We start from the raw sequence: 25,089 nt of genomic DNA, 5'->3' as shown, positions 1-25,089 counted from the left end.
CCGCCACAGGAGATCGCAATGGATAAACAATGCAGTGCCGTGGCAGGCACACTGGAATCAAACGACATTTTTATCACCATTACAGCTGTTGGCGGAGCAGACACGTCCATCAGCCTGTCCAGCATCGTCATGAACCAGTTTGGTGAAGCCATACGCGCGCTTGTTGAACAGTGCATGGCGCAATCCGGCCTCACGGGCGTGGAAGTGGCCGTGCAGGACAAAGGCGCGCTGGAATGCACCATCAAGGCCCGTATGGAAACAGCCATCGCCCGCTTCAAGGAGAAAATGTAATGCGCAACAGAACCTTTCTTTTCATGCCGGGCAACAACCCCGGTATGCTTGCCAGCGCGCAATGCCTGGGAGCGGATGTTGTCATTTTTGACCTCGAAGACGCCGTGGCGCAAACAGAAAAAGACGCTGCACGCATTCTGGTGAGCCACGCCCTGACAGAACTGCGCCCGCAAGGCGTAGGGGTGACCGTACGCATTAACGGCCTGGATACGCCTTACTGGCAGGCTGATATGGAAGCCGTTGTCGCTGCCGGTACGGATTTTGTCATGGTGCCGAAAATTGAAAGTGCGGATCAGATGCTGCAAGTGACTACGGGCATAGAAAGCGCGCGGCAAAAATGCGGCAGCACCGCCACCGTCAAGGCGCTTGCCATTATCGAAACGCCTCTGGGGCTGGAAAATGCCCATGCCATAGCCTCTGCCAGCAAAATTCTGCACGGTATTCTTCTTGGCGCTGAGGACTTTACCGCTTCAATGGGCGCCCAACGCACAGCTGATGGGGCAGAAATCGCCTACGCGCGTTCGCGCCTGCTCACTGCCTGCAAGGCTGCGGGCGTTCTGGCCATTGATACGCCCTTTCCCTTTGTGGCCGACCTTGAAAGGCTTGAAAAAGATGCCGCCTTTGCCGTGCAGCTGGGCTTTGACGGCAAGGCTGTCATTTCGCCCCACCACGTACACAGGGTCAATCAGGCCTTCATGCCCGCGCCGGAAAAGGTCAACTGGGCGCAGCGCGTTATGGCGGCGGCCCGCAAGGCCAGCGAAGAAGGCAAGGGAGCCGTTTCACTGGACGGAATGATGATTGACCTGCCCATTATCAAACGGGCAGAACGCATCCTGCTTCTGGCTGATGCATAAGGGGGCACTGTAATGAAACGCAAATATATATCTACCATTGCCGACACGCTGCGTGAATGCGGCCTCAAGGACGGCATGACCCTGTCCTTCCACCACCACCTGCGCAATGGCGACCATGTGGTCAACATGACTATGGACGCTGTGGCCGCTCTTGGCGTCAAGGGCATCACCGTAGCCTGCTCATCGCTTTTTCCCGTGCATGAGCACCTGATCGGGCATATCAAAAGCGGCGTCATCACCGGGCTTGATACGGATTATATGAGCGGCCCCCTGGCCAAGGCCATCACGGGCGGCATTTTGCCCACACCCGTCATGTTCCGCTCGCACGGCGGGCGTCCCCGCGCCATCGGCGAGGGTTCGCTCAAGATAGACATTGCCGTTGTTGCAGCACCCGCTGTGGATGCAATGGGCAATATCACGGGCACCGAAGGGCCGTCTGCCTGCGGCTCGCTGGGCTATATCATCCCCGACACGCAGCATGCCGCAAAAGTCATCGCCGTGACCGATCATGTGGTTGAAGGCGGCCTCAGCCGCATAAGCATCCCCCACGATGTGGTGGACCATGTGGTGGTTGTGGATAAAATCGGCGATCCCGCTGGTATTGTCTCCGGGTCCATCAGCCTTACGCGTGACCCAGTGGCCCTGGCCATTGCCCGCAACGCCCAGTCCGTCATCAGGGCTTCCGGCCTGCTGCAAGACGGGTTTTGCTATCAAACGGGCGCTGGCGGGGCTTCGCTGGCGGCATCACTCTTTCTGCGTGAAGACATGCGGGCCATGAACATACACGGCGGTTTTCTGCTGGGCGGCATCACCAAGTATATGGTTGAAATGCTCGAGGAAGGCTTGTTCGACAACGTATTCGACGTACAGTGCTTTGACCTGAGCAGCGTTAAATCCATTGCCCAGAACCCGCGCCACGTTGAAATATCTGCCGACACCTACGCCAATCCCAACAGAAAGAGCAACTGCGTGGATTTTCTTGACGCAGTTTTGCTGGGCGGCACTGAAATTGACCTTGATTTCAACGTCAACGTCACCACGGATTCCAACGGAAACATCATCGGCGGTTCAGGCGGCCATAATGACGCCGCAGCGGGAGCCAAGCTGACCATTATTGTCGCACCTCTTGTGCGCGCCCGTCTGCCCATTGTAGTAGAAAAATGCACAACACTGACCACCGTAGGCTCCACTGTGGATGTTCTGGTGACGGAGCGCGGCATTGCCGTAAATCCGGCGCGTAAGGAACTGGCAGACAAACTGCGTGACGCGCGCCTGCCCGTATGCGGCATCGAAGATCTGCACGACCAGGCCGTGCGCATGACTGGCAAGCCCCGCCCCTATGAGCGTGGCGACAAGGTTGTGGGTACGATGGAATACCGCGACGGAACCATTGTGGACCATATCTACGCCACAAAATAGCAGGCGTAAGCCTCGCATTCCGGCGCGGCGGAAGCCATAACACGCCGCGCCGGAAACGGAGTTTTCATGAGCCAGACTGCCATTCTTGCCGCCATCCTTGCTGAAAGGGAAGCACGCTGGAACATGCGCCGTGAATTTGCCTCAGAGCACGGGCAGGCTGTGCTTTCACTCACGCTCAACATCCCCGGCGCAGATAAAAATCCGGCAGGGTCGGCAGAGGCCTTCGCCAGCCTGCAACAGAGCCTGCGCCACAGGATTGAGCAGAGCTGCGGCCATACTGGCTGCATACTGGCTGAAGAAGAACGCGCGGGAGTCGACGGCCCCTGCTGGGTAGCCGCTGTAAATCTTGACCCGCTGGCACTCAAGGCCCTTTGCGTGGCTGTGGAAGAAGAGCATCCCTTGGGCAGACTGGCTGATGCAGACGTTCTGGATGCGCAGGGCCAACCTGTGAACAGGGCAGACATCGGGCATGAGGCGCGGCGCTGCTTTTTGTGCGAAACCCCGGCAAGTCTTTGCCGCAGGCAGGGCAAGCACAGCCCGGAACAGATTGTGGAGTATGTGCGCGAGCTGCTGGAGCATGCCCGCTGTGATGGCGATTGCTGATGTGTTCAGCACGCAGCTTCTTGGGGCAAACCGACAGTTTGCGCTCGCGTCACACGCCACACGTGCACGTCTGGCGCTATGGCGAAGATTATCAGCCTTACAAGGAATTTCGTATGTCTGAACATTGTTGCCTTCATCCGTCTTCAGCACTACTGGCTCCGGCAATGTTGGCCTCACCAATGCCATTTTCCCCAGCGTCAGCTTCAATAAGGCCAGACTCGCCAGTGCCAGTTTCTGTAGTGCCAAATTCCACAATGCAAGCCCTCGCAGTGCTGGCCCCTGTGCCCTCGCTGCTGGAACTGAAGCATTTTCATACATACGCCCCCACGCGGCAGCATACGCCGCGAATGTCATCGGCCCGAGTCGGCGAACTGGCAACGCGGGCAGCCATTCTTGAAGCAGCCGCCGGACCCAAGCCGGGGCTGGTTTGCCGCAATAGCCAAGGTTCACATGCGGACATGGATTACACTACCTTTGTGCGCAGCGCTCTTGCCCTGCAAGGGTATTTTACCCAAGCGCATGCGCTGGGCACTGCCACAACTGCACTGGAACCGCCTACTGTATTCCCCCGCCTTCGGGCGCTGGGCCTCAAGGCCGAGCAGGATATGTTCGCAGCCACCAAGGGCGTGAACACCCACAAGGGGCTGATTTTTTCTCTCGGCCTGTTCTGTGCGGCCTTGGGAAGACTTGGCAGCGCCACAAGCGTTCAAAAACTCTGCCACACGGCAGCCTCGTTTGTGCAGGGCATCACCGGAACAGACATGGCTGCCCTGCCCTGCGGCCCGCTGGCGGCAAAGCAGGCCATACCCGGCTTTTGCCCTGAAAAAGCAAGGCATGCACGGCCCAAGGCCATGCGCCCCCTGCTGGAGAATGGTTTACAGCGCAACCTGACCCCCGGCGAGGTCATCTATATCATGTATGGCATGCACGGCGTGCGTGGCGAGGCAGAACAGGGATTTCCCGGCGTGGCCCTTGCCTGTGAACGCCTGGAGCGGCATGGCGCTGGCGTAAATATGAACAGGGCCACGGTCCATACCCTGCTGGAACTGCTGGCCCATGTTGAAGACAGCAGCCTGCTCTGGCGTGGGGGCGGCAGGGGATTTGCTCTGGCCAGAGCCTACGCTGCCGCAACCCTGGCTGCTGGCGGGCAGGATACCGCTGATGGCCGCCATATGCTCAACCGCATGGGCGCGGCCTTTGTGCGCCGCAAACTCAGCCCCGGCGGCTGCGCCGACATGCTTGCCACCGGAATTTTTCTGCATTTGTTACGGCGGCATGGCAACTGCTAAAAGCCTGCAAACCCCAAGCTATCAGCCATGCGCGTTGCAGGTCATCCCGCATACCGGACAGTGCATGCCCTCGGGCACACTTTTGACAAAATCGGCTCTCATAGCAGGCTGCCTTGCCCGGCGGTCAATGCGCCGTGTTCCAGCCGAAATTGCGCGCTGGTATGCCGCAAAATGTCATGCTGATGGTGCGCCACCTGAACCACTGCCATGCCCGCCCCGCTCTGCCCGGCGCACACCAAACGCTCTATCAGCGTTTTCATTTCTTCACGCAAAGCGCCATCCAATCCTGTAAACGGTTCGTCAAGAACGAGAAAATCGGGACGAACCGCCAGAGCGCGCGCCAGAGAAACCCGTTGCCGCATACCGCCGGACAATTCCTCGGGCAGTAGAGCCGCGGCATTTGCCAGACCAACGGCCTCCAGCATCTCAAGGGCGTATTCTTTCATTTTCGGATTACGCCCATCGCAGGGCAACAGAACATTTTGCAGGGCCGTGCGCCACGGCAAAAGGCGAGGCTCCTGAAAAACAAATCCCACGCGGCGGGCATTGAGTTTCACTGTGCCTTCCTGCGGGTGCAACAGCCCCGTCATAATACGCGTCAGCGTAGACTTTCCTGTTCCACTTGGCCCGGTGAGCACCACGCATTTGCCAGCCTCAAGCGTAAAATTAACGCCGCGCAGCACTACATGTGCGCCGAAGCGGTGCCCTACGTTACCAAGTGTGAGCAATGGTGTCATGGTCTGCCTCCGCAGCACAGCTTGTTGCGCAGGCAGCGCAGAAACGTGGCTTCAATGGCGCTGACCAGCAGCATGCTCACCAGGGCCACGGCGTATAGCATTGGCGTGTTCAGATCAGCCCGCGCCAGAGCCAGCGTATAACCCAACCCCTGCGAAGCGCCCAAGGTTTCCCCCAGAATCGCCACGCGCATGCCACCGCCCAATGCCACAACGCAGGCAGACACCAGAGGCGCTGCCACTGCTGGCAAGTAGAGTTCTGTAAACCGTTTACGCAAAGTGACCCTGTAGGCGCGCGCCATTTCGCAAAGGGCCGGGTCAACAGCGCGCAGCCCTTCCTGAAGCGCCATATAGATGGTGGGCGCACAGGTGAGCGCCACAATCAGGATAATCATGCCCGACCCCACGCCGCACCACAGCATGGCCAGAATAACCAGCACCACACCCGGCACGCTTGAAAGCACCCAGCGAAAGGGCAACAGCATAAGCCCGGCCTCTGGAAAAATTCCGGCTGCCCAGCCCAGCAGCCCTCCAGCCAAAAATCCCACTGCGAACCCTGTTAGCACACGGCCTAGGGTTGGCAGCATGCCTTGCGTCCAAAACCACGGCTGTGCAGCCAGATCGGCAAGCGCAGACCAGGTTTCCAGAGGCGAAGCCAATGCCAGCCCGCCGCCACGCGCCGCAACCCACTGCCATGCGCCAAGAAAAAACACTATTCCCAGCAGGCGCCACAGCAGATTGCTACGCAAATTCATGCCCAGCAGGTTATTCTTCATGACCCATATCCCAAAAATCATTTGCAGGCAGGTTGCCGCCCACAGAAGCCGGGTTAAGCCCCATCAGCCGTTGCAGCATGAAGAGCGCGGCCTTTCTTCCCCTTTCGCCCGCTAAAACTGATGAGGACAGAAATAGCTGCCCGTCATTCGAAGTGCGCTCAAGTACGGCGCTCAATTCGGGGCTGTATTTCTTGGCCGCAACAAGGCTGGCTTGCGGATTTTTTTCCATATCGCGCATACCTTCGACAAAGCCTTGCCGCAGCAGCGTGCGCAAGGCCGGATCATGCGCCGTTGGGCCTACGGCCATAAAGCACGCCGTGGGCATATCTGTATGGTCAGGAAAGGTTGCGGCCCACACTTCACGCAAGTCCAGCAGCCGGACAATGCCGCCTTCCGTTGTGGCCAATGAAACAGAAGGCTCCGGCAACAGTGCCGCACCGCCGCGTCCAAGGCGCAGCAGGTTGACGGCTTCCAGAGCGCTGCCGCAATGACGCAGAGGGCAATCTTGGCCGCCCTGCGCTGCCAGCACGCGCAAGGCCAGTTCAGGCATATTACCTGGGCCGAACGGCAACAGAATTTCCCTGTCGAGCAGCCGCCGGAATGTATCCAGGGGGTGCTCGCCCTGGCGGACAAGATCAGACGGCCCCACCAGCCACAGAGGCGCGGCATAGGCCGCCAAGACCACGCAGGACACGCCGCGCCGCGCAAGAACCGCCGCTGTGGGCAAAGCCGCCACCACTGCGTCCACTTGCCCGTTGGCCACAAGGGCGCGCAGTTGCTCGGGCGAGCGCCACAGGCTGAAAGACGTATCGACCCCGGCCTGTTGGAACAACGCGCTTTCTCCGGCGCGCAGCAGGGGCAATGCCTGCGGCACCAGCGGCGCAGCCAGCCGCAAATGCCCTTTCAGACGCGGCCCTGTTTTTTCTGACAGATCTGCCACATATGCCGAACCTGCCTGATTTGCCGGGCCTACCAGTTTTGCCGAGACTGCCTGATTTGCCGGGACTGCCAGTTTTGTTGGGTTTGCCGGGTTTGTCTGCCCCGCCGGAACTGTTGCATATGCCAAAGCCAGAATGGCCCACCCGGCCACAAAAATTGCGCACGCCGCCAGCAACGTCAGTGTCTTCATGCGCCACCGTCCTTGCTGACCGCATAGGGCTTTTGAAACACTTCCATATCCGCTTCGCCAAACAGCATGGGAATGGACTGCACACGGATGCGTTCCAGCCCTGCCGAGGCTGCGGCTGTAGCCATTTGCCCGTGCCTTAAAGACACATCCTGCCCTTCCATAGCTAACGAAAGGCGCGAAAGAACCAACACCGCCGGAGATACCCCCTCGCGCACGCCCTCATGCACGCTTACAAACAGCCCGCCGGGGCGCAGCGCAGCGCACACCCGCGTTAAAAACGCGTGCAGATCCGTAGCGTAGTACAAGCTTTGGCAGGCCCATACGAGATCGTAACCGTGCCCCAGCTCAACCGTATTGAAATCACCGTGGCGTAGCCCTATGCGCCCGGCCATACCACTGGCTTCAGCCTCGGCTCTGGCCGTGTCCAGCACCACAGAAAAATCGCAAAGAGTTACATGCAGTTTTGGCAAAAGCGCCGCTGCCCGCAAGGCCGTGATCCCCGGCCCGCAGCCCAGATCCAGCATGGACGAAAACTGTTCCGCGCCGGGCAGCTCAGTAACCAGCCGGGCCAGAGCATCCGCCGCACCTGCTTTTTGATAGGCGGCAAGACCAGCCAGTGAGCGTTTCCAGTGGCCCTCGTCGCGCAGCTTGGTTTCCGGTTTTACCTCGCCTGCCGCTGCATCAGATTCCCCGGCAAAAAGCCGTTCGCGCAGGCAAGCCAAATTGCGGTGCTGCATGCCCGTCAGCGAAGCGACCAGATCACCCAGAAAAACAGGTGATCCCTTGCGCAAATATTCTTGGGCAAAATGGCTGTTGCTGTATGTGCCGTCTTTTTTGCAGGCCAGACCAGCAGCGGCCATGCCGTCCATAAGACTTGCCAAGCGGGATTCGTCTGCCGGGCGGCCGCAGTTTTTTTCCAGACAAGCGGCAATGCCGGGCAGGCTGTGAGCATTTGCCAATATGTCAGGCAGTTCCAGTTGCAGAGTCAGGTTGAGCAGAGCCATGCGCACCGGGGCTACCAGCCAGTCAGACAAAGAGCCGAAAGGCAGTTCGCCCAAAAAGTTTTCTTGGTGGGTGGTCATGACTAGAATCTCCAGCCTACAGTGACGCCAAAGGTCATAGGCGCGCCGTCTTCCACAATGGTCTGGCCGCTGCTGGCCAGCTTTTTGGTGGCATAGCGGGCATCCATAATATTTTTGCCCCACAGCGAGACATCCCAGTTGTCGCCGTGGTAGCCCACCTGCGCGTTAATGGTCTGATAGCCGGGATCGCTGAGGTTGTTTTCAGCGTCAAAATACTGCTTGCCTGCGCCAAACAGATCCACCTGCGCAAACAGACCCGTTTCGTGCGTATAGCCAACACCTATGTTGTAGGTCAGGTCAGGTGCCCAGGGCAGACGCTTACCGCTGAAGTCTTTCTTCACGCCGTTAACTGTTGTGGTCCAGTCGTCAATGATCGAGCGGGCATACCCTACGCCGCCGCGCAGTTCCAGGCCCGCAAGCGGATACGCCTTCAACTCGGCCTCAAACCCAGACGAATGCGCCTGTGCGGAGTTGGTGAACTTCCAGGTGCCCACGCCGCCCGTGGGATCTTCTTCACGCACCTGCTTGTCGCGGATTGTGGAGTAAAAAGCAGACACATTGGCCAGCAGCTTGTCGTTGAGCCAATGCGTTTTCAATCCTGTTTCATAGTTGGTGCTGTATTCCGGCTCATAATAAAAATTGCCCCGGTTGCTGGCGGAAAAGATGTTGAATCCGCCGGGCAGATACCCCTGCGACCAGGAAATATACGGAGTTATATTGCTTGTGGCATCCCACGAAAGTGAAGCCATAGGCAACAATTCCGTAAAGGTTACATCCTTGGTGTAGTGGCGGCGCACGGCCAGGGTATTGTATGACTGTTCGCCGTTAAGGCGCGTGTTTTCTGCACGCAGGCCCACGGTCAGCCGCAGGCCTTCCACAATGGACCATGTGCCCTGCCCAAAGAGCGCCTGCGTGTCGCTGGTGTAGTCCGTATGCAGGTACGAGGTTGCCGCGGCACGCTGCATCAGGCGGTCCATGTCTGTTTTTGTTCTTGAAGCTCCAACGAACGCGCCCGTCACCCACGAAAGACGGGACTTGCCCACCGAGGCCAGCCGCAGTTCCTGAGTAAAATTGCGCTGGTCAATCTTCATGTCTGAAACCCCAGTGGGAAGCGGGGTTCGGTCGATGTCGCTTTTCATATCGTAGTTATAGGCCATATAGCTTGTTATGGATGTAAGCTTGGCCGCATCGCCCGTGTAGCTGGCTACCAGCGCTGGCAAGGTGAACGTTGCGGAAGACGAGTCGGCGGCGTTGGAGCGCACCTCCCACCTGTCAGACCGGTAGGGGCCAGTATACATCCGCATGGTGCCCACGCCAACATCCTGACGGGAGGCATCCACTGAAAAACGCAGGTCCACTTTTTCCGTGGGGGTCAGGCGCAGCATGCCGCGCCCGGAAGTGGCGTCATTTCTGGCAGCGCGGGTGCTGTCCTTGTACAGATTGTCCACATAGCCATCACTTTGATGGCGTAAAAAACTGCCGGAAAAATAGGCTTTGTCTTCAAGAATCGGCGTTGAGACGGACGCCCCCAGCCGATAGGTGTTGTATGTGCCCCCTTCTGTAAAAATATGCGCCCTAACGTCGTTGCCGGGCACCTTTCGCACCAGGTTGACCACACCGGACTCACTGTTCTGCCCGAACAGGGTTCCCTGTGGGCCGCGCAGAACTTCAGCGCGCTCCATATCCATAAGATAAAGATTCTGCATGTAGGAAAGCGGATAAGGAATTTCATCCACATACAGCCCGGCGGGCGATTGCAGGGCCGTGTCCCAGGTGGAAAACCCGCGGATAACAATTTCATTGCCCGAGCTGGTGCTTTTCATGTGCACGTTGGGGAAAAGACGGGTCGCGTCTTTCAGCGTTTGGGCTGCGCTGTTTTCCAGATCAATATCCGTGGCTGTTGAAATGCTTGTGGCAATCTCCTTGACCTTCTGCTCCCGCTTGGTGGCCGTAACGGTGACGGTATCCAGCGTGTAATCAGAAGCTTTTGGTGTTGATTCGGCTGATGCTATCGGCACCGCTGTTACCGACGTTACACCCAGGCACAGCGCAAGGGCTGCAATATACAGGGTAAAGTAGCGCATGGTTGATAATCCTGCCTGCTTGTTGAAATTGAATGTACTTTTCAATACACTCCACCCAACAAGAGGGCTAACCCTTTAAGGGTCAAAAACTATCCCCGGCGGGGAGCAGGTTTTCGTGCGCTATGAAGCATAATCCAGATACAGCGGCTTTTGCCGCTTCAGAAGTGTACCGGATGACGGGCACCACTCCTCTGGCGCTCAAGCCGGGGCTGGCGCTGCAATTTGCTCATGTGCCTGCGGCGGTGCGTTGCCAGTCGAAGTTTGCCATTGAACACTCGCCCGTAATTTTCGGCTTCATGCTGGCGGGCTTGAACTGCTGCCGCTATGTGGACGGAGCGCTCAGGCGCACCCAGTGCGTACATACAGGCGGCAGCAACCGCATCACCTACTTGCCGGAAACCAGCGGCATACTGGACTGCAAGGGCGGCATGCAGCGACTGAGCATCCTGGTTGCGCCCGAATTTATTGAAGAATATCTGGAGCTGGAACAGGCAAAACTGCCCAAGGGCCTGGCAGACGCCCTGGCTGGCAAAAAATCGGCCTTTCAGTGGACGGGCAGGCAATGCCCGCAAAAAATGCGCATCGTAGCTGACGTTCTGGGGGCTGCGTACGCCGGGCCGCTGCGCAAAATGCAACTGGAGGCGCGCACCCTTGAGCTCATCGGCATGCAGCTTTCAGAATATCTTTCTCCTGCTTCGCCCCTGCCCGTGCCCAAACTTGCTGCGTCGGACGTGACCCGCATCAGAGATGCAAGAGAAATTCTGCTTCAGGATATGGAAAATCCACCATCCATTAACCAACTATCTAAAATGGCAGGGATAAACGAAAAGAAACTGAAGTACGGCTTCAAGCTGGTTTTTGGCATGCCAATATTTGAGTATTTTAGAAGTTATCGGCTGGAAATGGCGCGGGATCTGCTGGCATCGGGCATAATGAGCGTCACGGAAGTGGGCATGCAAATCGGCTATCAAAGCCTGAGCCATTTTAGTGAGGAATTCAGAAAGAAATTCGGGATGACGCCCAAGAAATTTCAGAACGGAGGAAAGCAGTAACATACCGCCGCTGACATTTGCTCATGGCAGTAATGAGTACATCTGGATGCGGCTCTTAAAAAATTGCAGAAAGCTTATCTGCAAGAAAAAATCGTACACTCCAGCCGCGAGGGTATGAACCGCCCTCTGCCCACAACACCGAAAAAGCCCGCAATCCCGTACCCCAATGAGCTTAATGAAACCTGCCGCACGCAAAAAAGGCAGCAGGCGCAGCAGCCCGGAATAGTTCCGTCTGCATACTCCTTTTGGCGGCTTCACAATAAAAGTGATTCCACATAATATGCCCTCGCGCCGCCTGCGTAGCACTCTCGTGTAACGTTGAAGCATTTAATTTTTTTCAAAGGTAAAATGCTCTGATCGCATCACACCAGCCATGCGCGGGCACGCCTTCATCTGCCGGACATGTGGCAGCACAGCGGCATTTTCAGTAATGGAGAAAATCATGACGGTCATAAGATTTGCCACACCCGCAGACAGTCGTAAACTTTTAAAAATTTATGCACAGTACATGACAACGCCCATCACTTTTGAATGCGTGCTGCCGTCTGAACAGGAGTTTTCAGAGCGTATTACGCACATTTCCGGCTCGTACCCCTACCTTGTATGTGAAGAAGACGGCCAGATTACCGGATATGCCTATGCCCACAGGCATATGGAGCGTGAAGCATACCAGTGGAACGCCGAACTTTCGGTCTATCTGGATATGGATGCCACTTCAAAAGGATTGGGCAAACGTTTGTACGGCGTGCTCATGAGCATTCTTGCATTGCAGGAAATCAGAAACGTATACGGCTGCGTAACCTTGCCCAATGCCAGAAGCGAGGCTTTGCACAAATCATTGGGGTTCCGCACAGTCGGCGTCTACAGCAATGCCGGATACAAAAACGGTAAATGGCACGACGTCGGCTGGTTTGAAAAATCTATTGCCACCTACGATTCTCCTCCAAATCCTTTTGTATCCATAAACAACCTGCCAAAGGAAAGTCTGCTAAAAATCATGACAAACGCGCTGTAATGCTGTTTATGCATTAACCGCGCTCTTTGCCAGCAACACCGTACGACAACGCATAGTATGGCAGCATCAGGTAGGGCTTCGTGCAATTTGACTTCAGCGTTGGCGCCACTACATGAAAATTCATGACTAACAACGGCTCCCAAGCAGCTTACCGTTTAGATACGCACGTTAAGATGCAAGACACGCTTGCTTCAGCGTTTACCAGCACAAACCCGTAACAGATACAGAGCACCGCAACTTCAGCCGTAACGCCTTGCGTAACAAGGGCTAAAACTGCGGGTGAATATCCTCGGCTGGCGTCTGTTCGCGCTTACTTCCGGGCAGATCAAAAAAAAGTTCTAACGGCTACCGAGCTTGAGTGGCGGGGGTGGAGGGCTTTTTTTGCGGGCAGTGACGCTTTGGGCACGAGATCGGGAAAATCTCCGGGCAAGGTGCTCTTTTTCCGGCGGCACACTTTGCGGCAAATTCGCTGCGGTATTGCCGCCTTCCAGACCGGAGGACTCGGGCAAGTCCAATACTCCCGGCGTATGCAACCCCGGGCCAGAAGAAATTCCGCTGCGCCTCCGCAAATGATTGTGCAGCGCACACATGAGCCGGGGCAGATCTGCATATTCTTCATGGACTTCAGAGCCGTACAAATGCCAGCGGCCCTGGCCGTGGGCCACCTTGTGCACGGCACGCAACTGACGTTCGCGCATGCTCAGGCTTATACGCCAATCGCCGTCGGGCGTGTGCAGCACCAGGGTCTTTTCTCTGGCCGCACCATTACTTTCTTTCGCCGCTTCAAGCCAAAATCCAGAAGGATAGTCTGCCAGACGCAACATATCGCGCAGGCCTGCCAGGGCAATGTGCAGGTGCTCGCTGGAAGGCATATTTTTTTGATCCTGGCGAACCTGCTCTTCCATAGTGCGAATGCGCTCGTCACACCGGGCGCGTTCGTCCTCCAGCGTGGTAAGGCCGCTCTTCATAAGGCGTACGCAAAACACTATGACTACCAACAGCACTACGCCTGCCGCGATCCATTCCCAGGGCATATATCCTCCACCCGAGCCTGAGCCCGGTTTATCAGGTAAAGTTTCACAGCAGCGGTGCCGTCTGTCAAGACAACCACAAGGCATTTTATAAACGGCCAGATCTCTAAGCTTGTCCGGCTCTTCCCTTTTTTTGGTCAAGTATGTATCGTGGAAAATAATAGCATATGGAACGCACGTTTTTCCCAAGAGCCGTCAAGGTTCCGCAAGCGGAAAATGCCCGCAGGCCGCCGCAGCCCGGCGGCCCGTTCCGGAAATTCCGCCTGACGCGGCCAAGCGGAAGCATGCCTTCAAGGCTGCCCTTTGTGCCCGTCCTTCTCTATGGGAGCTTACGTTCCTTCCCCTGGTTTCGTTCACCCGGCCCGCGCCGCACGCGCCCGCCACATCGCTTACTAAGGGAGAAAACCATGCCTACCCCACTGGAAATGCAACGTACCTTTGCACTCGTCGGCACTGGCGGTTGCGGCAAAACCTCTCTGGCCGAGATGTTGCTGTTCAACGCTGGAGCTGTCACACGCATGGGCGCCGTTGAAGACGGCACCACAAATCTTGACTATGAGCCTGAAGAAATCCGTCGCCGCGGTTCAATACAGCCCGCATGCGCCACCTATGTGTGGAACAAGAACCGCCATTTCCTGATGGATGTTCCTGGTGACGGCAACTTTACCGGTGATATGGAATGCCTGCTCAAAGGCGTGGACAGCGTGGTTTTCGTGCTGGACGCAGTGGACGGCGTGCGCCCCCTGGCAAAAAAATTCTGGAGTATCGTGCGCCAGGCCTCGCTGCCTGCCATAATCGTCATTAACAAGCTTGACCGTGACCGCGCCGATTTTCAGATGACCTTTGACAGCATTTCAGCTCTGGGCATCAAGCCTGTAGCCTTGCAGCTGCCTATTCGCCAGGGTGAAAAATTTCTGGGCGTGGCCGATGTGCTTTCCGGCAAGGCCCACATGTTCAAGGGTGACGGTGATTCCGTAGAAGCTGAAATTCCCGCTGGCCTGACCGACGATGTCAGTCTTCTGCGTGAACTTACGGTAGAAAACATCGCAGAAAGCGATGAAGTCCTTATGGAAAAATATCTGGAAGAAGGCAGCCTGTCTCTGGAAGACCTGCACTACGGCCTGCGTTCAGGCGTGGTCAAAGGCGAACTGATTCCCGTGCTGACCTGCTCTGCTCTTGAAAACAAGGGCGGGCAGGCCCTGCTGGCCGCCATTGAAGCCCTGCTGCCGTCTCCGCTGGACCGCCCCGCCTTTGAGGGCGAAGGCGAGGCCAAGCGTTCTCCCGATCCTGACGGCCCGGTGGCCTGCTTTGTTTTCAAGACACTGGCCGACCCCTTTGCCGGACAATTGTCTCTTCTGCGGGTTCTTTCGGGCACCATCAATGGCGATGTGAACCTCAAGAACATGCGTAATGAAGAGAATGAACGCCTGGGCAACCTGCTTTATCTGACGGGCAAAAACCAGACGCCTTGCAAGGAGCCTGTGGGCCCCGGCGCCATCGTAGCCGTGGCCAAGCTGAAAAATACCCGTACTGGCGACACGTTGTGCGACGAAAAGGCTCCCTTTGTCCTGCCCATGCCGCAACTGCCGCCCCAGCTCATCACCTACGCGCTGGCTCCCAAGGAAAAAGGCGAAGAAGACAAGGTCTACGCAGCCATGCAACGCCTGCTGGACGAAGACATCACCCTGAAACTTGGCCGGGACGAAGAAAATGGCGATATCCTGCTTTCAGGCATGGGGCAGCTGCATATCGAACTTTCCGTTGAAAAGGCCAAACGCCGCTTCAAGGTAGATATTGTACTCAAAACTCCCAAGGTTCCTTACCGTGAAACCATACGCGGCAAATGCCAGGTGCAGGGCCGCCACAAAAAACAATCCGGCGGTCGCGGCCAGTTTGGCGACTGCTGGATCGAGATGGAAGGTCTGCCGCGTGGTTCGGGTTATCAGTTTGAAGACGCCATTGTGGGCGGCGTTGTACCCCGCCAGTATATTCCCGCCATCGACAAGGGTGTTCAGGAAGCAGCCGCGCGCGGTTTTCTGGCTGGCTGCCAGGTAGTGGATTTTCGTGTGAAAGTTTATGACGGCAGCTACCACACGGTGGACTCTTCTGAAATGGCCTTTAAGGTTGCTGGCTCTCTGGCGTTCAAAAAGGCTATGGAAACCCTTAAGGCTGTGCTGCTGGAACCCATTGTTCTACTGACGGTTTCAGTGCCGGACGAAAGCATGGGCGACGTTATTGGTGACCTTTCTTCCCGCAGAGGCAAGGTGCTTGGCTCCGACTCGCAAGGCGGCAGCACCGAAATCAAGGCCCACGTTCCCATGAGCGAAGTGCTGCGCTACGCGCCTGACCTGCGTTCTATGACTGGCGGGCAGGGCTTTTTCACTATGGAGTTTGCCCATTATGAAGAAGCGCCGCAGCCTGTGGCAGAAAAGGTAGTGGCCGAGTACCAGGCGGCAAGAGCAAGCGACTAGAGCAGAGTAACTTTGAAATGTATGACATTTCAAGGTTGTGATTTTGCCGAAGAATGCGATTTTCTGCGGAATCCACAACGAGTTCGGCGCGCTGCCCTCTTGCGCACCGCTAGAGCTTTTAAACCTTTTCAAAGGTAAAATGCTCTAGCCAGTCTCCACAAACATCCTCCACAATTCTACAGTAGCCGAAACCCCATCAGGTTTCGGCTACTTTTTTTTAAATTTGTCTGTTATATATTTGACTTGCTGAAAAACATCCTTTTTATTATCATATAACAATTATAGAAAACGTAACATTTTTAGTTGTGATTCTATATTTTGTTTTATGAAATCATTGCCCAAGGCTATCAACGCTTCACGTTATTTCTTAGTAATGTGATATGGAATAAACAAAATTTGACTTACTGATTTTGTATGCAATCGCATACTCAATTTAGTTATAAAAGTTATACACATACTATATGCAGATTTTACCTGGGCTGAATACAGCCATTGCCAAGACTGTACGTAATGTACGCATGAAAAGTGGGCTGTCACAAGAACAGTTTGCTGACTTTGCTGGCTTGTCTCGCGTTTATATCGCACAGTTGGAAACTGGGGAGCGTGGGGCGTCGCTCAACGCGCTTATTCTTATTGCCCGCTCGGTGCGCATGACGGGTTCAGAACTTGTCATGCTCATTGAAGAAGAACTTAAAAATTTTTCTCGTTGATCCCGCCTTTACAGCCCTCGTACGCCACACCAGTGAACTTGCATATTCTTCACCACAAGGCTGCCCGCAAGAGTAATTTGCTCGACCTGACATCAATTCTTTGATAACCATTACCCATAACATCTACCACACCTCGCGATGGGGTATTCCGGGCTCATTATAAAACTGGCCTACGGCTGTCTTTAGAGCAGAACAGCTTTGAAATACTTCATATTTCAAAGCTGTCATTCTGCCGAAAAATGCAATTCCGGCAGAATCCACGCCACGTTGTGGCGCGCTGCACTCTCGCCAACGCTGGAGCATTTAAACTTTTTCACAGCTAAAATGCGCTAGCCTAATATATTACAGAAGCACGCCTTCTTTTATATAAATGGATAGTATATGCCCGCACACACTGACAAATCTTCCTCAGATACAGCAGCTGCCACAGTCCCTTCCGGCCCCGCATTTACCTTTCGCCGCATGGCCGGCCTTGATCAGGCTCTTTTGTCCACCGATGCGGAATGGCAAAATCTGGGCAAACTTGATCCCAAGCTCTGGATGGCTCTGAGCTGCCCCATACACGGGCTTGAGTTTGATGCTCAAACCCTGGCCCTGCTGGATGTTGATAACGACAAACGCATACGCGCCAAAGAAATTCTGGATGCCGTGGCCTGGCTTTGCCAGCGTGTAAGCCACCCCTCGCAGCTCAGGGAGCGCCGCGCAGAGCTTCCTTTGGCCTTGCTGCGCGAAGACACGCCCGAAGGAGCAAGTCTTTTGGCCGCAGCCCGGCTGGTGCTGGACAAGACCGATGCCGCCGACAGAACGCAGATCGACCGCCACCAAACGGCGATAGCACTCAATGCTGCAGCCGGATACGCCTTCAATGGCGACGGCATAGTGCCTTCCACCTCGGTAGAGGCGCAGGATGCATCTGGTGAGGCGGTTCGCCACTTTATTCTCACAGGCCTCAAAGTTGTGGGCGGCATGCGTGACGATTCTGGCACGCCGGGTCTCGACGCCGCTCTTGCCGCACGGTTTCGTGAAGTGCTGCATGAGGTTCTTCAGTGGCGGCAAAAAACGCACGAAGCAGAACTGCCCCTGGGCCGCGACACTGACGAGGCCTGGAGCCTCATGCAGCGGCTCGGCCCCAAGATTGATGACTATTTCGCCCGTTGCCGCATGGCGGCTTTTGCACCGCAAACCCTGCCCGCACTCAATGAAGAAAATGAGATTGGCCTGCAAGAAAGCGCCGAGGCCGGGCTCTTTTCAATGGAGCACCTCGGCCGCCGCCCGCTGGCCAGAATTGCCGCCGGGCAGCCTCTTGACCTGCAAGCAGGCATCAACCCCGCGTGGGAAAAGGATATGCGCGCCTTTCGGCGTCTTTTCGAGGCTGTGCTGCCACTGACCAAGGACGGCCAGAGCAGTGAAGACGCTGCCTGCTCCCTTGATGAAGACACATGGCACGCCATTCAAAACCGCTTTACCCCCTATGCCACGCTGCTGGCGCAAAAACCAGACTTTTCCCGAGCGCCGGAAGACGCCACGCCGTTCAATGCGTCAGGGCAGCCGCCTCTTGCGCTGGCCCCCGCTGACGACCCTCTTGGCAGAGCCTTTTTGCCCCTGAACCCAGAAGAAGTGGTAGACAAACTTTCGGATGCAGATCTGGACGCGCTGCTCTCCACTGACACTGAAGAAGCTTTTGATTTTTATGTTAAGCGCGACCTGGCCGCCCCCCGTATGGACGCCATGCGCGATCTGGAAAAGCTTATTCTGCTGCACGCCAATCTATACACCCTGCTCATGAACTTTGTTTCCTTTGCCGACTTTTACAAACCCGGCAACAAGGCCATTTTTCTGGCGGGCACCCTTTACTTGGACAGCCGTTCCTGCTCGCTCTGCGTGCACGTTGATGCTGTGGACGCCCATGTGCGCCTTGCCACGCAAAGCCACCTGTGCCTGCTCTACTGCCTGTGCGTCCGCAAAGGCTCCAACGGCGAGGAGCAGACTGCCACCATCGCTGCGGCCCTTACCGCAGGCACAGCCGATGATCTTATTGAAGGCCGCCACGGTATTTTTGTAGATAACGCCGGGCAGGTCTGGGACAGCACCCTGCTGCGTATCGTACGAAATCCCATCACTCTGCGCGAGGCCATGTGGGCCCCCTATATCCGTTTCGCCAACCTCGTGGGCGAGCAGCTGCACAAGCTGGTAGCCGCCAAGGATACGGCCATTGCCGATGCGTCTTCAAAGCTGGCCGGGTCCGTAACCGAGGGAAAACCAGAGGCTCCGGCCAAAGCCCCGCCCGCAAAACAGCCTTTTGACATTGCCAAGAGTGCAGGCATTTTTGCTGCCGTTAGCGTGGGCATAAGCATGGTCAGCGCGTCATTCACCTATATTGCCAAATCCCTGTTCTCGCTGGGCTGGTGGTGGCCTATGGCGTTGTTGTGTGTGTTCATTGTCATCTCCGGCCCTTCGATGGTGGTTGCGTGGTTCAAACTGCGCCGTCGCAGCCTGGGCCCGTTGCTGGACGCCTCTGGCTGGGCCGTCAACACGGGTGCGCCCATCAACTTCACTATGGGCGGCACGCTCACCGCTGTGGGTGAAATGCCCCCCGGCGCGCAACGCTCGCTGGACGATCCCTATGGTCTGCCTGCCCGCCTTGGTCATTCCCGTACACGCCGTATCGCCGTCAGCATTCTGGCCCTGCTGCTTCTGGCAGCTGCTGGTCTTGGCGGCTACTGGGCATGGAAAGGAGAAGCCCCCTCATGGATAAAATTTTGGCAAAGTGCTACATCTGTTACCAGCACCAGCGGCGGTAAAGGCGTAGAAAAAAGCGGGCAGTCCAACGCTGCCAAGCCAGCGTCGCCGGAAGCCCCGGGCAAAGCCGCCGACAAGGCACAGCAAGGCAAAGACACTACCGCCAACTCTCCCGCCAAAGAGGCTTCGCCCTCCGAGGCGAAGCAAAAAACTGGCGATCAGAGCCAAGACAGCAAAAACGCAGACGACAAGGGTTCCGCCAGTACTACCGACGTCCAGTCCAAGGCAGGCGCGGCTCAAGCGCCCTCTTCCGAGGCGGCTCCCACCCCCAAGCCAGCCTCCATACTGGAAGCTCTTGTGCCAGGTGCAGGATCTGCCCCGGCTCCAAGCGCCGCCCAACCATAAGTAGAAGGCAATAAAAAGTTATGGACAAAACAAGTCGGGGCGAATGTCCTCCTCCTTCTTATCAGATGTCAGACCACGCGCGCTCCGGGCAATCATCCCCGGTGAGCGCCTTCAGCCGCGCAGAGAATCTGTATTCTGAAATGTCCAGACGCCACAGTATTTCCAATGAGAAATGGGGACAGGCGGCACAGGCCGCCAAACAGGGTATTGTTATTGTGTATTCCCCCGTGCCCCTGCTGCAGGGGCGGGCTTTGCAACACTGGTGCGACCGCCTGGAAGCTGCCATGCTACCCTGGCTCAGCCCCTTGCAATTCGGGCATCTTCAGTGTTTTGGTTCCGGCGAGGCGGCGCTGAAGGCCAGATGCAGCCGCTTGCTTGCGCGCGCCCTGCTGGTGCGGCTGGTCATGGCTGCGGCCCATATGTCACAGGACACGCAAGGAGCCGACGAAACTGACGCAACGAAGCAAAAATCTCACGATCCGCAGCTGGCATGGTTAAGTCTTGAAGGTCTGGACATGGACTATCTGGGGCGTCCCGTTTTGCCGGGCTGGCGTGCGGCATTCAGCCACAGCGGCCAGGTGGCTTTTTGCGCAGTTCGCTACATGGGGTGCGAAAACAAATCTCACCAATGCCAGCAATCCCGCAACGTGCAGGAAAGTCAGGTACAGCAAGATTTTCGTCCTTGTCTTGCTGTTGACGCCGAATCTTTGACCAGCCTGCCTCCTGACCCGCGCGCATTTTCCAGCAAAGAACTCAACGCCCCCATTGCAAAAAATTTTCAGGATCGTGACGCGCTGCGGCGCTGGACCATCAAGGAAGCCCTGCTCAAATCTGCCGGGCTTGGCCTGTCGCGCGATCCGGCTCTGGTGCACAGCGGATTTTCCGGGCAGCGGCGCGGGCTTATGCAGTTTTGCCGTGAGGGCAGCACGTTTTTCTCCTCTGGAAAAAATTACCCCGGCGCGGCTGAACCATGTAGACAGATCGGCTGGCAGCTTGTGCCCTGTGCCGGGCACTGGCTGTGCGTCGCGGCCCCGGTACACCCTGGCAGTGCCCTTGTTGTGTCAGGCCGCCCGTTGCGCGCGCACTGGCGTTGCATTTTTCAAGGGCTGGTAGAGTCAGCCGGAGCAGATTAGCCCTGTTTTGGCGCATCGAAGCTGGCATTGCATCAAGGATAAGGATGTGGTTTCCAAAAAAGTTCACAGCATAGTATGAAGCGCGCCCGGCCCTTTTGCGCCGGGCGCGCTTCATTCAGCCCAGGCGAACATTTTTTACAACCCGCGCACTGCGGACCCCCTTGGTCAAAAGCGGCTTTACCAACCGGACGCGAATCCAGCGCGGGCAGACTTCCAGCTTTGCTAGGTAATAAAAAATAAGGGACTGCTGAATAACCAGCTCACACTGCCTGCTGATGTTAGTTGCAAACCTCTTCTTGCAAGGCGCGACGTTTTACGGCACTCTCCGCCCATGCCGAGTTTTCACCTGGTTTCGCTTTTTCCCGATTTTTTTCAGTCGCCCCTGTCCACCGCTCTTATGGGCCGTGCGCGGGAGGCTGGACTTGTAAATTTTTCCTTTCATGATCCACGTGATTTCAGTACCAGCAAACATCGGCATGTAGACGACCGCCCTTACGGCGGCGGTCCCGGCATGGTCATGCAGGGCGAACCTCTGGCTGCGGCCCTGCGCTCTATTGAGCAACCTGGGCGCATCCTGCTTATGGCTCCCGGGGGGCGTCCCTTAACGCAAGATATGGCGCGTGAACTGGCGCAGGAAGAAAACCTGACCATCGTTTGCGGCCGTTATGAGGGCATCGACGCCCGCCTGCTGGATCTTTTTTCCATTGAACCCGTAAGTGTGGGTGATGTGGTGCTTAATGGCGGCGAAACGGCGGCTCTGGCCGTTATCGAAGCGGTTTCGCGCCTCATGCCCGGCTTTATGGGTAAAGAAGAATCGGGGGAAGACGAAAGTTTTTCACACGGGCTTCTGGAATATCCGCACTATACGCGCCCGGAAGTTCTGGAAGGCCTGCCCGTACCCGAAGTGTTGCGAGGCGGCGACCATGCGCTTATCGCGCAGTGGCGGCGGCAGCAATCTGTGCAGGCAACCCTGCGCATGCGCCCCGACCTGCTCAATGCAGCGCCGCTGACAAAAGAAGACGTGCAGACCCTGGCTGAAATCCCGCGCGAAAGGCCGGGACGCAACCTTTCGTTCTGCCTGATGCACTATCCTGTGCAGCTGGATGCAAAAAAATCCGGCGCTTCCTCTTTGACAAACCTCGACATTCACGATATAGCCCGAATTTCCCGCAGCTATGCTATGGGTTCATTCCATGTAGTGACCCCCTTGCAGGACCAACTGCGGGTGCTGGATGAAATTTTGCGCCATTGGACGCGGGGCCCGGGCGGTTCAGGCAATGCCGACCGTGCGCAGGCTCTCGGTCTGGTTTGTCCCGCGGCTTCCCTGGACGAGGCGGTGGCGCATATGACCGCACGGCACGGCATCCGGCCCAGGCTGGTGGCAAGTTCCGCCGTCTGGCCCGGCAAAGGCAAGGGGCAGGCCCATAAAGGCCCGCTCATGACGCCACAGGAAGTGCGGCACTGGTGCAGTCAAGGACCAGTCATGCTTTGCCTCGGCACCGCCAAGGGGCTTGCCCCCGAAGTGCTGGAGCAATGTGATGGTCTTATTCGCCCTGTGCGGTTTTTGGGGTATAATCACCTTTCGGTGCGCAGCGCCGCCGCTATTCTGGCAGACAGAATTTTAGGCGACTATTGCTGACAAACAGGCGGCCTGAACGCATCGGCGCCGCTACGCAACGACGCAACAATCCGCCCGGATTTGCAAGGAGTTTACGATGGATATCATCAAAAAAATTGAACGGGAAAACATGCGCATGGATGTGCCCGCGTTTCGCTCCGGCGACACGGTGAAAGTACATCTGCGTATCGTGGAAGGCGAAAAACAGCGCATCCAGGTTTTCCAGGGCAACGTCATCCGCATCAAACGCGGCACCACCAATGCCACCTTCACGGTGCGCAAGGTTTCTGACGGCGTGGGTGTGGAACGTATCTTCCCCATCAACTCGCCCTTCATCGACCGTGTGGAGCTGGTGACTCAGGGCCGCGTGCGCCGCAGCCGTCTGTACTACCTGCGCGCCCTCAAGGGCAAAGCGGCGCGTATCAAGCCGCGTGGCCGCTTCTGATAGCCTGCTGAGGCATCAGAACACATACAGCGCCTTTTTGACGGCGCGCTGTGAGATGGCGGGCAACCGCCCTCATGGCGCGCCTCTTGTATGTTTGTCGCCCGATTTCGGAGAATGTGCGTGAAAAACCACCACTCCAAGCAGTCGCACCTGTCCAGCATGCAAGGCAGCCTGCTCTTTTCTGCTGCAGACATGATGGACTCGCGCACAATTGCGGGAATTGACGAAGCCGGGCGCGGCTGTCTGGCTGGCCCGGTGGTGGCATGCGCCGTCATTCTGCCCGCTGCCTATGATCTGCCTGGCCTTACGGACTCCAAAGCCTGCACTGCCAAGCAGCGTGATGCGCTTGCCCCCTGCATCAAGGCCTGCGCAGTGGGCTGGGGTTTGGGCGTCATCTGGCCGCGCCGCATCGACAGCATAAATATTCTTCAGGCCACCTTTGAGGCAATGAGCCTCGCTGTGCGTCACCTGCGCACAGCGCCGAACCTGCTGCTTGTGGACGGCAACAAGACCGTGCCGGAAGCTGTGCTGGCCCGCCTGTGGACGCAGAAGACCTCCGGGGCATTGCCGCCACAGCGTGCCATCGTAAACGGTGACGCCACTGAGCCTGCCATTTCGGCAGCGTCCATTCTGGCCAAGACTTTTCGTGACAAGCTCATGACCAGCCTGAACAAACGCTGGCCCGGTTACGGATTCGCAATCCACAAGGGATACGGCACCAAGGACCACTATGAGGCTTTACGCCGCCTTGGTCCTTGCCCGCAGCATCGGCTGACCTTCCGGGGAGTGTGCGGCGAAAAACCCACGGCTGCGCAACAAGGCAGTTTGCTGTGAAACTGCGCCGCCTGTTCTCAGGATTTTTTGACAAAAAAATCCATAAAGACCACCATGAGCAGAGCGGCTCTGGCGGCAATACAGACAAAAAGCCCGCAACAGCCTCTCACCTGCGGTTGGGCAAAGAAGGCGAGGACGCAGCAGCAGCCCTGCTGAAGCGTAAGGGCTATACGTTGCTTGACCGCAACTGGCGTCAGGCCCGCCTGGAACTGGACATGGTCTGCCGTGATGGCGACACGATTGTTTTTGTTGAAGTAAAAACTCGCGGCAGCGACAAGCACGGCGGCCCGGCCTATGCTATAAGCCAGACCAAGCAGCGAACCCTGTGCCGTGCGGCCCGCGCATGGCTGGCGGCCCACGAAGCGTGGGACCAACCCTGCCGTTTTGATGTCATCTGCGCCCTGCGCAATGGCTCTACCCTGCACCTGGAGCATTTTTGCCATGCCTTCGACTGCCCCCCGGCTCTGGATAGTAGCCACACCTCTTGGCAACCCTGGTGACCTCTCCCCCAGAGCGCGCGCCGTATTGACCGAAGCAGATCTTGTGCTTGCAGAAGACACGCGCCGCACAGCCCGCCTTTTTCGCGATTGCGGCATTGAAGCGCGCCGCCTGCAGAGCTTCCACGACCATAATGAAGCCGAACGGCAGGAAAGTGTGCTGCGCGCCCTGCGCGAAGGGCAAAACGTGGCTCTTGTTTCTGATGCGGGCACCCCTCTGCTGGCCGACCCCGGCTATCGCCTGGTGCGTGCCTGCCGCAAGGAAGGGCTAAGTGTTTCTCCGCTGCCCGGCCCTTCGGCCCCGGTCACGGCGCTTTCTGCAGCCGGCATACCGCCCCTGCCGCACAGTTTTCTGGGTTTTCTGCCACGAGACGCCTCGGGCCGCGATGCTCTTTTTGCCGCCTTTGCGCATGTGCCGGGATCTCTCATTTTTTTTGAGCGAAAAGACCGCCTGAAAGAAAGCCTCGCGCAGGCAGCTCGCCTGCTTGGCCCGCGCGAAGTGGCAGTTTGCCGAGAATTGACCAAGGAGCATGAGGAATTTATACTGACCCGGCTGGAAAACAGTGCGGATCTGCCCGACGACCTGCTTGGTGAAATCACTGTAATCATCGGGCCTCCTGAACAGGTGAGCCGCAGCCCTGAAAACGAAGTTATGGCCCTGCTGGAGCAGGAGATGGAAACAGACGGCCCGCAGGGCAAACCTCGCCAGGTCGCCCGCAGGGTTCAGGATATGGTGCGCGGCTGGAGCGGCAAAGAAATATACGCCCTGCTTACAGCCACAGACCGTCCCGGCAACCTCTAACCACCGCAACGCCGCCATTCGCCGCCATTTGGCCCGGCTGCCGCAGGGCACGCGCAAAAAATGCCCCGCGCGGCTT

22 protein-coding genes are annotated in these 25,089 nt (G+C 57.1%); 16 read left to right on the top strand and 6 right to left on the bottom strand.

The annotated features are described in order from the left end of the window. The first annotated feature begins 18 nt into the window (after nucleotides 1-18). From citD to HNQ38_RS00850, 5 genes are all read left to right on the top strand, one after another. Complete coding sequence (citD, locus tag HNQ38_RS00870; RefSeq protein ID WP_183717338.1) at nucleotides 19-291, top strand: citrate lyase acyl carrier protein; 273 nt, start codon at nucleotides 19-21, stop codon at nucleotides 289-291. Then, a complete protein-coding gene (locus tag HNQ38_RS00865; protein ID WP_183717336.1) occupies nucleotides 291-1,145 on the top strand; it encodes an HpcH/HpaI aldolase/citrate lyase family protein in 855 nt (284 codons plus the stop codon). Before citD ends, HNQ38_RS00865 begins: the two co-directional genes overlap by 1 nt. Nucleotides 1,146-1,157: 12 nt before the next feature. After that, nucleotides 1,158-2,564 carry a citrate lyase subunit alpha gene (gene citF, locus HNQ38_RS00860; RefSeq protein ID WP_183717334.1) on the top strand — a complete coding sequence of 469 codons (1,407 nt, stop codon included), beginning with the start codon at nucleotides 1,158-1,160 and terminating at the stop codon, nucleotides 2,562-2,564. A 66-nt stretch (nucleotides 2,565-2,630) separates the two neighbouring features. Then, a complete protein-coding gene (citX, locus tag HNQ38_RS00855) occupies nucleotides 2,631-3,167 on the top strand; it encodes a citrate lyase holo-[acyl-carrier protein] synthase (protein WP_183717332.1) in 537 nt (178 codons plus the stop codon). Between the two features lie 254 nt (nucleotides 3,168-3,421). Beyond that, nucleotides 3,422-4,456, top strand: coding sequence for a triphosphoribosyl-dephospho-CoA synthase (locus HNQ38_RS00850; protein WP_183717331.1), 1,035 nt, complete (start codon nucleotides 3,422-3,424; stop codon nucleotides 4,454-4,456). A 98-nt stretch (nucleotides 4,457-4,554) separates the two neighbouring features. Here the strand turns inward: HNQ38_RS00850 and HNQ38_RS00845 are convergent, their stop codons facing one another. Genes HNQ38_RS00845 through HNQ38_RS00825 form a run of 5 tightly spaced genes read right to left on the bottom strand, consistent with a single transcriptional unit; the run spans nucleotide 4,555 to nucleotide 10,306 of the window. Continuing rightward, nucleotides 4,555-5,193 (bottom strand): ABC transporter ATP-binding protein, encoded by a 639-nt coding sequence (locus tag HNQ38_RS00845; RefSeq protein WP_183717329.1) that lies wholly within the window; start codon nucleotides 5,191-5,193, stop codon nucleotides 4,555-4,557. Next, nucleotides 5,190-5,966: an ABC transporter permease gene (locus HNQ38_RS00840; protein WP_246387920.1), complete on the bottom strand. Its 777-nt coding sequence runs from the start codon at nucleotides 5,964-5,966 to the stop codon at nucleotides 5,190-5,192. Before HNQ38_RS00840 ends, HNQ38_RS00845 begins: the two co-directional genes overlap by 4 nt. Continuing rightward, complete coding sequence (locus tag HNQ38_RS00835) at nucleotides 5,956-7,095, bottom strand: ABC transporter substrate-binding protein (protein ID WP_183717327.1); 1,140 nt, start codon at nucleotides 7,093-7,095, stop codon at nucleotides 5,956-5,958. Before HNQ38_RS00835 ends, HNQ38_RS00840 begins: the two co-directional genes overlap by 11 nt. Next, nucleotides 7,092-8,177 (bottom strand): class I SAM-dependent methyltransferase, encoded by a 1,086-nt coding sequence (locus HNQ38_RS00830; RefSeq protein WP_183717325.1) that lies wholly within the window; start codon nucleotides 8,175-8,177, stop codon nucleotides 7,092-7,094. Before HNQ38_RS00830 ends, HNQ38_RS00835 begins: the two co-directional genes overlap by 4 nt. A gap of 2 nt (nucleotides 8,178-8,179) precedes the next feature. Further along, entirely contained in the window at nucleotides 8,180-10,306 is a 2,127-nt protein-coding gene (locus HNQ38_RS00825; protein ID WP_246387919.1) for a TonB-dependent receptor, read from the bottom strand. A gap of 77 nt (nucleotides 10,307-10,383) precedes the next feature. Here HNQ38_RS00825 and HNQ38_RS00820 point away from each other — a divergent pair, with 77 nt between their 5' ends. Both HNQ38_RS00820 and HNQ38_RS00815 read left to right on the top strand, forming a co-directional pair. After that, complete coding sequence (locus HNQ38_RS00820; protein WP_183717323.1) at nucleotides 10,384-11,313, top strand: helix-turn-helix transcriptional regulator; 930 nt, start codon at nucleotides 10,384-10,386, stop codon at nucleotides 11,311-11,313. 442 nt (nucleotides 11,314-11,755) lie between these two features. Further along, on the top strand, nucleotides 11,756-12,328 hold the full coding sequence (locus HNQ38_RS00815; RefSeq protein ID WP_221277756.1) for a GNAT family N-acetyltransferase: 573 nt from the start codon (nucleotides 11,756-11,758) through the stop codon (nucleotides 12,326-12,328). A 338-nt stretch (nucleotides 12,329-12,666) separates the two neighbouring features. Here HNQ38_RS00815 and HNQ38_RS00810 read toward each other — a convergent pair whose 3' ends face one another. Then, on the bottom strand, nucleotides 12,667-13,362 hold the full coding sequence (locus tag HNQ38_RS00810) for a translation initiation factor IF-2 (protein WP_183717319.1): 696 nt from the start codon (nucleotides 13,360-13,362) through the stop codon (nucleotides 12,667-12,669). 404 nt (nucleotides 13,363-13,766) lie between these two features. Here HNQ38_RS00810 and HNQ38_RS00805 point away from each other — a divergent pair, with 404 nt between their 5' ends. The 9 genes from HNQ38_RS00805 (at nucleotide 13,767) to rsmI (ending at nucleotide 25,013) form a co-directional block, all read left to right on the top strand. Next, complete coding sequence (locus HNQ38_RS00805; RefSeq protein WP_183717317.1) at nucleotides 13,767-15,830, top strand: elongation factor G; 2,064 nt, start codon at nucleotides 13,767-13,769, stop codon at nucleotides 15,828-15,830. Between the two features lie 461 nt (nucleotides 15,831-16,291). Beyond that, the gene (locus HNQ38_RS00800; protein WP_183717315.1) at nucleotides 16,292-16,540 is read left to right on the top strand and encodes a helix-turn-helix domain-containing protein; all 249 of its coding nucleotides are present in this window, start codon (nucleotides 16,292-16,294) and stop codon (nucleotides 16,538-16,540) included. Nucleotides 16,541-16,921: 381 nt separating this feature from the next. Beyond that, entirely contained in the window at nucleotides 16,922-19,684 is a 2,763-nt protein-coding gene (locus HNQ38_RS00795; RefSeq protein WP_183717313.1) for an ABC transporter permease, read from the top strand. A 20-nt stretch (nucleotides 19,685-19,704) separates the two neighbouring features. Further along, nucleotides 19,705-20,817 (top strand): 4'-phosphopantetheinyl transferase superfamily protein, encoded by a 1,113-nt coding sequence (locus tag HNQ38_RS00790; RefSeq protein WP_183717311.1) that lies wholly within the window; start codon nucleotides 19,705-19,707, stop codon nucleotides 20,815-20,817. A 331-nt stretch (nucleotides 20,818-21,148) separates the two neighbouring features. Then, a complete protein-coding gene (trmD, locus tag HNQ38_RS00785; RefSeq protein ID WP_183717309.1) occupies nucleotides 21,149-22,456 on the top strand; it encodes a tRNA (guanosine(37)-N1)-methyltransferase TrmD in 1,308 nt (435 codons plus the stop codon). A 76-nt stretch (nucleotides 22,457-22,532) separates the two neighbouring features. Then, a complete protein-coding gene (rplS, locus tag HNQ38_RS00780; protein ID WP_183717307.1) occupies nucleotides 22,533-22,880 on the top strand; it encodes a 50S ribosomal protein L19 in 348 nt (115 codons plus the stop codon). Nucleotides 22,881-23,039: 159 nt separating this feature from the next. Then, a complete protein-coding gene (locus tag HNQ38_RS00775) occupies nucleotides 23,040-23,714 on the top strand; it encodes a ribonuclease HII (RefSeq protein ID WP_246387947.1) in 675 nt (224 codons plus the stop codon). A gap of 110 nt (nucleotides 23,715-23,824) precedes the next feature. Next, a complete protein-coding gene (locus tag HNQ38_RS00770; RefSeq protein WP_183717882.1) occupies nucleotides 23,825-24,214 on the top strand; it encodes a YraN family protein in 390 nt (129 codons plus the stop codon). Beyond that, nucleotides 24,156-25,013 carry a 16S rRNA (cytidine(1402)-2'-O)-methyltransferase gene (gene rsmI, locus HNQ38_RS00765; protein ID WP_183717305.1) on the top strand — a complete coding sequence of 286 codons (858 nt, stop codon included), beginning with the start codon at nucleotides 24,156-24,158 and terminating at the stop codon, nucleotides 25,011-25,013. Before HNQ38_RS00770 ends, rsmI begins: the two co-directional genes overlap by 59 nt. Nucleotides 25,014-25,089: the final 76 nt, after the last annotated feature.

The organism is Desulfovibrio intestinalis (genome assembly GCF_014202345.1).
Classification (GTDB): domain Bacteria; phylum Desulfobacterota; class Desulfovibrionia; order Desulfovibrionales; family Desulfovibrionaceae; genus Desulfovibrio; species Desulfovibrio intestinalis.
This window is presented reverse-complemented; position numbering and strand designations above follow the sequence as displayed.